Source organism: Halomonas sp. 707B3, assembly GCF_024158645.1.
GTDB lineage: Bacteria > Pseudomonadota > Gammaproteobacteria > Pseudomonadales > Halomonadaceae > Vreelandella > Vreelandella lionensis.
Map to the genome: position 1 here is coordinate 22076 of NZ_JAMZBE010000033.1, position 7143 is coordinate 29218.

Consider the following 7143-nt stretch of genomic DNA (forward strand, 5'->3'; position numbering starts at 1 on the left):
CTTCTCAGACGTTTTTATACAACGGGATGTGTCCGCCAGCGGCGTCACCATGCCATTATGCGGCATGGTGACGCCTGCCACCAAAGGCTTTGGCCCCTATGACACCTTACCCTCCCGTTGAAAGAAAGCTCACCACCACACGGCAGCGAGTAACTTCAGCGTAGAAGGTTTAGGCCACAATTGTTATTCAGATTCGATATCGGACTTATCGAGACCAAACGCTTTGTGTAAGGCGTTAACTGCAAGTTCCATATGTTTTTCGTCAATTACGACAGAAATTTTAATTTCTGAAGTAGAGACCATACGGATATTAACGTTTTCATCGGCCAATACGCGGAACATTTTAGAGGCAACACCCGCATGAGAGCGCATGCCAACGCCGACCAGCGACACTTTGGCAATGTTGTCATCGCCGCGCAGCTCACCGCCGCCCAGGTCAGGAATAACGGTCTCTTCTAGCAGCTTTTTGGTGGCTTTATAGTCACCTTTTGCCACGGTGAAGGTGAAGTCGGTGTAATCGCCAGCTGGTGCAACGTTCTGGACGATCATATCCACTTCAATATTCGCGTCGGCAATCGGTCCCAAAATACGTGAAGCCACACCAGGTACATCCGGCGTGTTCAGCAGGGTTAGTTTGGCTTCGTTTTTGGTAAACGCGATACCGGAGATTAGCGGTTCTTCCATAGAATCCTCGTCTTGGTCTGAATCTGCAACAATCAGGGTGCCAGGGCCGTCTTCAAAGCTAGACAGTACCCGCAGCGGCACGTTGTATTTACCGGCGAATTCAACAGCGCGAATTTGCAGCACTTTGGAGCCCAAACTAGCGAGTTCGAGCATTTCTTCTACGGTGATGCTTTCAAGGCGCTGCGCTTTGGAACATACACGGGGGTCCGTGGTGTAAACACCGTCTACGTCGGTATAGATTTGGCACTCATCAGCACCCAAGGCGGCAGCAAGCGCCACGCCGGTAGTATCAGAGCCGCCACGCCCCAGCGTGGTGATATTGCCGTCTTCGTCTACGCCTTGGAAACCAGCGACCACCACGACCTTCCCTGCATCCAGGTCAGATTTGAGATCGTCAGTTTCAATACGCTGAATACGCGCTTTGGTGTAGGCGCTGTCGGTATGAATCCCTACCTGGGCACCCGTGTGCGAGGTCGCCGACACGCCAATTTGCTGTAGCGCCATGGCCAGTAGGGAAATGGTCACCTGCTCCCCTGTCGAGAGCAGCATATCCATTTCACGCGGGGCGGGGTCCTCGTTCAGAGCGTGGGCCATTTCGGTCAGGCGGTTGGTCTCGCCGCTCATCGCGGAGACAACAACCACTACCTGATGGCCCTGGTCGCGAAAGCCTTTAACTTTTTCCGCCACGGCCTTGATACGGTCGACAGAGCCCACCGAAGTGCCGCCGAACTTCTGTACGTATAGTGCCATATGCCGTTTTTCCTTTACGTTCGGGAATGGAAGGTGAATATTGTTATTGCTAATTTCCTAACTAGCAAAAAGGCCGGTAGCAAATAATGCCACCGGCCTCTCTATTTAGCGAAGTGTGTTTTCCAACCAAGCCGGGACACTGTTCAACGCATCCGGCAGCGCATCGGGCTGACTGCCGCCTGCTTGAGCCATATCAGGGCGCCCTCCCCCTTTGCCACCCACTTGGGATGCCACATGATTAACCAGCTCACCCGCTTTAACACGGCCAGTTAAATCAGAAGTGACCCCAGCAATCAGGCTGACTTTACCAGCGGCCTTGTCGGCAGTGGCTAGCATAATCACGCCAGAGCCTAGCTTGTTTTTCAGCTGATCCAATACGCCGCGCAGATCTTTACCAGACACGCCATCCAACTCAGTTACCAGCAGCTTCACGCCGCCCACTTCCTGCACTTGGCTGAGCATATCGCTACCCGCTGCACTGGCGAGTTTCGCTTTGAGCTGCTCTAACTCTTTCTCCAGACTGCGGTTGCGCTCCACAAGCGATTCGACACGCGCTTCCACTTGCTCTGGCTTGGTTTTTAAGCGTTCGCCAATCCGCTGAACGCGGGCTTCTTGCTCACGGAAATACGCCAGTGCGTTTTCGCCGGTGATAGCTTCAATACGACGCACACCCGAGGCAATACCTACTTCGCTGACCACGTGGCAGCAGCCAATGTCGCCACTGCGGCTAACATGCGTACCGCCACACAGCTCGATCGAGAAGTCATCGGCACCAATGGTCAGCACGCGCACGTTATCCGCGTATTTCGCTTCAAACAGCGCTGCCGCGCCTTTGGCCTTAGCGTCCGCTAGGCTCATTTGCTCGATTTTAGTCGGTGCGTTGGCCAAAATCTGCTCATTGACGATGCGCTCTACTTCAGCAAGCTGCTCAGCGGTCATGGGTTCAAAGTGGCTGAAGTCAAAGCGCAGACGCTCAGCGTTAACCAGCGAGCCTTTCTGCTGCACGTGGTCACCCAGCACCATACGCAGCGCTTTATGCAGCAGGTGGGTCGCTGAGTGATTACGAATGGTCGCGCCGCGTAGGCTGGCATCGACTTCGCCGCGCACGTTGGCACCTACGTTCAACGCGCCCTCGACCATCACGCCTTGGTGAAGGTGGTGGCCGCTCTGCTTCTGAGTATCGGAGACCTGGAAGCGGCCGCCATCAACGTGCAGGTAACCGGTATCACCGACCTGGCCACCGGACTCTCCGTAGAACGGCGTACGGTCCAGTACCACTGTGCCCTTCTGGCCAGCTTCCAGCGCCGCCAGCGCGTTGCCCTCGCTATCCACAATCGCAGTGACGGTGGCTTGGTCTTCCAGCAACTCATAGCCGGTAAACTGGGTTTCGCCATCCAGCTCAATCGATGCGGTGTAATCAGCACCAAACTGGCTGGCCGCTCGTGCACGCTCGCGTTGGGCCTCCAATTCACGCTGGAAACCTGCTTCATCCAGCGTCACTTCACGCTCGCGACAAACGTCTGCTGTTAAATCAAATGGAAAGCCGTAGGTATCGTACAGCTTGAACACAGTTTCACCGGGCAGCACGTCGCCCTGAAGCTCTTCCAGAGCGGCGTTGAGCAGGCCCATACCGTGATCTAGCGTACGCGCGAACTGCTCTTCCTCTTTCAACAGCACGCGGGCGATCTGCTCGCTGGCATCGCGCAGATCAGGGTAGGCATCGCCCATCTCAGCGTCGAGCGCGGAGACCAGTTTGTGGAAGAACGGCTCGGATGCGCCCAGCTTGTGGCCGTGGCGAATAGCGCGACGAATAATCCGACGCAGCACGTAGCCGCGGCCTTCATTGGAGGGCAGTACGCCGTCGGCAATTAAGAATGCACAGGAGCGAATATGGTCGGCGATGACGCGCAGCGACGGCGTGGAGGTATCGCTGTGTCCCGTGGCTTCTGCTGCCGCCTTAAGAAGATTCTGGAACAGATCAATTTCGTAGTTGGAGTGCACGCCCTGCATCACCGCCGCCACGCGCTCTAGGCCCATACCGGTATCGATAGAGGGCTTGGGTAGCGGGTTGAGCGTGCCTTGGGCATCGCGCTCAAACTGCATGAAAACGAGGTTCCAGATTTCGATGTAGCGGTCGCCATCCTCTTCCGGGCTTCCGGGCGGGCCACCCCATACCTCAGGGCCATGATCAAAGAAGATCTCAGAGCTGGGACCACAGGGGCCGGTGTCGCCCATTTGCCAGAAGTTATCTTCATCCAGCTTGGAGAAGCGCTCCGGGTCAATACCGATCTCATCTTTCCAGATGCGTTCGGCTTCATCGTCGCTGATATGCACCGTGATCCACAGTTTCTCTTTAGGCAGGCCCAGCGTTTCAGTCAGGAAGGTCCAGGCGAAGCGGATGGCGTCACGCTTGAAATAGTCGCCAAAGCTGAAGTTGCCCAGCATTTCGAAGAAGGTGTGGTGGCGAGCGGTGTAGCCAACATTATCTAAGTCGTTATGCTTACCGCCTGCACGTACGCAGCGCTGAGCAGAGGTAGCGCGAACGTAGGGGCGCGGGTCGCGGCCAAGGAACACATCTTTAAAGGGCACCATGCCCGCATTGGTAAACAGCAGCGTCGGGTCGTTACCCGGCACCAGCGAGCTAGACGGCACCACCGTGTGCCCATGCTCTTCAAAAAACGTTAAAAAGGCCTGTCTGATCTCTGCGCTTTTCATAGGGTATCCGTAACAAGAAAGCGTGATGCCCCAGGGCGCTGTCGCCGCCACCCGCTGGGGTCGCAAAGGGACCATTATAACGCAGTTGTCAAACGACTAAAGCCGCAGTTAGTGGCAAAACCAAAACAGACGGCCCAAACAGAGAAGAAATAAACAGTAGGGAAGCCGCTGTAAGCTAGGGCAGTAACAGCCCTGAGCGGGGCTATAGACAGCCCTGAGCGGGGCTACAAACAGGAAAGCGCATAGCGAATTTGCTCAAAATCAAACCCACGCGCTGCTAAAAAACGCTCGCGCTTGGCACGCTCTTTGGGGGAATCACCCGGAGTGGAAAAACGCCTTTCCAGCGTTTCTCGAGCAAGCTCAAACCAGTCTACCGCTTCACGCTCTTCTACTGCTGCCAGCGCGGCGGCCTGAGTTTCCTGGTCAACCCCGCGTTGGCGAAGCTCGCCTTTAATGCGAATTACGCCCTGCCCTCTGGAAATACGCGAGCGTATAAAGCTCTCGGCAAAGCGTGCATCGGACTGCAGCGACTGCTCGGCCAGGGCATCTAGGCAAGCAGAGATTTCATCGGCATCAAAAGTTTTTTGCTGTAACTTACGCGCCAGCTCGGCGCGAGAATACTCGCGCCGAGCCAGTAGTTGAATCGCCACTTCACGTGCAGAAGCATCCACACTAGAGGAAAACATTGAGTTTCCCTCTTAGCACATGCAATGGAGGTAGCGGCTTAAAGCAGATCATCATCGCTATCTGTAGCCACATCAGCGGCAGGCGCTTCTTCCTTCTTCGGCTCCGCCTTGGCCAGTAGCTGATCACGAATCTGGGTTTCGATCTCGTTCATGATTTCAGGATGCTCTTCCAGGTACTGCGCCGCATTGGCTTTACCCTGGCCGATCTTGTTGCCTTTATAGCTGTACCAAGCGCCTGCTTTGTCCACTAGGCTGCACTGCACGCCAAGATCGATAACCTCACCCGCGTGGTAGATACCTTTGCCATACAGGATTTGAAACTCAGCCTGACGGAACGGCGGTGCCACCTTGTTTTTGACGACTTTAACGCGGGTTTCGTTGCCGGTGACTTCGTCGCCTGACTTCACGGAGCCGGTGCGGCGAATATCCAAACGCACACTAGCATAAAACTTCAGCGCGTTACCGCCAGTGGTGGTTTCGGGGCTGCCGAACATCACGCCAATCTTCATACGAATCTGGTTGATGAAGACCACCAAGCAGTTGGCGTTTTTGATGTTACCGGTGATTTTACGCAGCGCCTGGGACATCAAGCGCGCCTGCAGGCCCACGTGGGAGTCGCCCATTTCGCCTTCGATTTCCGCACGCGGAGTCAGTGCAGCCACGGAGTCGATGATAATCACATCCACACCGCCGGAGCGGACCAGCATATCGGTGATTTCCAGCGCCTGTTCACCGGTGTCCGGCTGGGAAACCAGCAGGTCGTCCAGGTTGACGCCCAGCTTCTCAGCGTAGCTGGGGTCGAGCGCGTGCTCGGCATCGACGAAAGCACACACTTTGCCCTGCTTTTGCGCTTGAGCAATGACCGAAAGCGTCAGGGTGGTTTTACCCGATGACTCTGGGCCAAAGATTTCGACGACACGACCAAACGGTAAACCACCAATGCCGAGTGCAATATCCAGCCCCAGCGAACCGGTGGAGACAGACGGCATCACGACGCGTGGCGCATCGCCAAGGCGCATAACGGTCCCTTTACCAAACTGGCGATCAATCTGGCTGAGTGCAGCATTAAGCGCTTTTGTGCGGTTGTCTTCCTGAGCCATGCGGAAATTCCTCATAACAAGCTGTATAATTAGCCAGTAGTATGCCAAAGATTAGCGGCTAAACAAATCCTCAGCGGCAACTTTAACGATTATTTCTTCTGTGCCTGAGCGCTCAGCCGCGACACCAAACCCGCCAGCGCTTCGCGCACCGCCTGCTCCCGCACCGCTTGGCGGTCGCCGGGGAAGTGGAAGCACTCTGCCTGCTGCTGTCCAGCACTGCCCCAGGCAATCCATACGGTACCTACCGGTTTTTCGTCGCTACCGCCCTCCGGGCCTGCCACACCGCTCACCGCAACAGCTAAATCAGCCCCGCTTTCACGGCAGGCTCCCGCCACCATCGCCTTCACCACGGCCTCGCTAACGGCTCCATGGGCTCCAAGCGTGGCAGGCTCCACACCCAGCAGGCGGGTTTTCGCGGCGTTTGAGTAGGTCACATAGCCCGCCGTAAAGTACGCCGAACTGCCTGCCGCCGAGGTAATCGCACTGGCAATGCCTCCTCCGGTGCAAGACTCTGCGGCGGTCACTTCAACGCCAAGCTGAAGGCAAAGCCGCCCCAGCCGCTGGGCAAGCAGCGATAAATCGAGGTTCTTGAGGCTGGAAACGCTGGGGGGCATGGTGACTCCTTCATGTAAGACCTTAGGGTAGCGTAGAATACTGCGTTTAGCTTTCTCAACGAAATTGCTCAACGAACATGCCGCAGGCCAACCGCTTGCGCCACGCTCAATCAGGACGCCCATGTCACAGGCCAGCCCCGCCCATACGCCAATGATGGCGCAATACCTTAACATCAAGCGCGAGCACCCCGAGGTACTGCTGTTTTACCGAATGGGGGATTTTTACGAGCTGTTTTTCGATGACGCTAAACGCGCCGCTGCGCTGCTGGATATCACCCTTACCCAGCGCGGCCAGTCGGGGGGTAAACCCATCCCCATGGCCGGGGTGCCCTACCATAGCGCGGAAGGTTATTTAGCCCGCTTAGTAGCAGGCGGTGAGTCGGTGGCGATTTGCGAGCAAATCGGCGACCCAGCCACTAGCAAAGGCCCGGTGGAGCGTCAGGTGGTGCGCATCGTCACCCCCGGCACACTGCACGATGAAGCCCTGCTAGATGCTCGGCGAGATAACGTTCTGGTGGCCGTTGCCCCCGGAAAAGCGGGCTGGGGATTGGCATGGCTGGAGCTCTCCAGTGGTCGTTTCAACGTACTGGAAGT

At 56.4% G+C, this 7143-nt stretch carries 5 protein-coding genes and 1 pseudogene; 1 reads left to right on the forward strand and 5 read right to left on the reverse strand.

What is annotated here, in order from left to right:
* Nucleotides 1-183 precede the first annotated feature (183 nt).
* The 5 genes from BIS10_RS06670 to BIS10_RS06690 all read right to left on the reverse strand — a co-directional run bounded on the left by BIS10_RS06670 (nt 184) and on the right by BIS10_RS06690 (nt 6549).
* Nucleotides 184-1434 carry an aspartate kinase gene (locus BIS10_RS06670; protein WP_044630003.1) on the reverse strand — a complete coding sequence of 417 codons (1251 nt, stop codon included), beginning with the start codon at nt 1432-1434 and terminating at the stop codon, nt 184-186.
* 105 nt (nt 1435-1539) lie between these two features.
* A complete protein-coding gene (alaS, locus tag BIS10_RS06675) occupies nt 1540-4149 on the reverse strand; it encodes an alanine--tRNA ligase (protein WP_253503653.1) in 2610 nt (869 codons plus the stop codon).
* A 224-nt stretch (nt 4150-4373) separates the two neighbouring features.
* Complete coding sequence (locus BIS10_RS06680) at nt 4374-4835, reverse strand: regulatory protein RecX (protein ID WP_253503657.1); 462 nt, start codon at nt 4833-4835, stop codon at nt 4374-4376.
* 38 nt (nt 4836-4873) lie between these two features.
* Complete coding sequence (gene recA / locus BIS10_RS06685; RefSeq protein ID WP_253503660.1) at nt 4874-5935, reverse strand: recombinase RecA; 1062 nt, start codon at nt 5933-5935, stop codon at nt 4874-4876.
* Between the two features lie 89 nt (nt 5936-6024).
* A complete protein-coding gene (locus BIS10_RS06690; RefSeq protein ID WP_253503662.1) occupies nt 6025-6549 on the reverse strand; it encodes a CinA family protein in 525 nt (174 codons plus the stop codon).
* A gap of 121 nt (nt 6550-6670) precedes the next feature.
* Between BIS10_RS06690 and BIS10_RS06695 the strand changes: the two are divergent.
* Nucleotides 6671-7143, forward strand: a pseudogene (locus BIS10_RS06695) (DNA mismatch repair protein MutS); the annotation flags it as partial.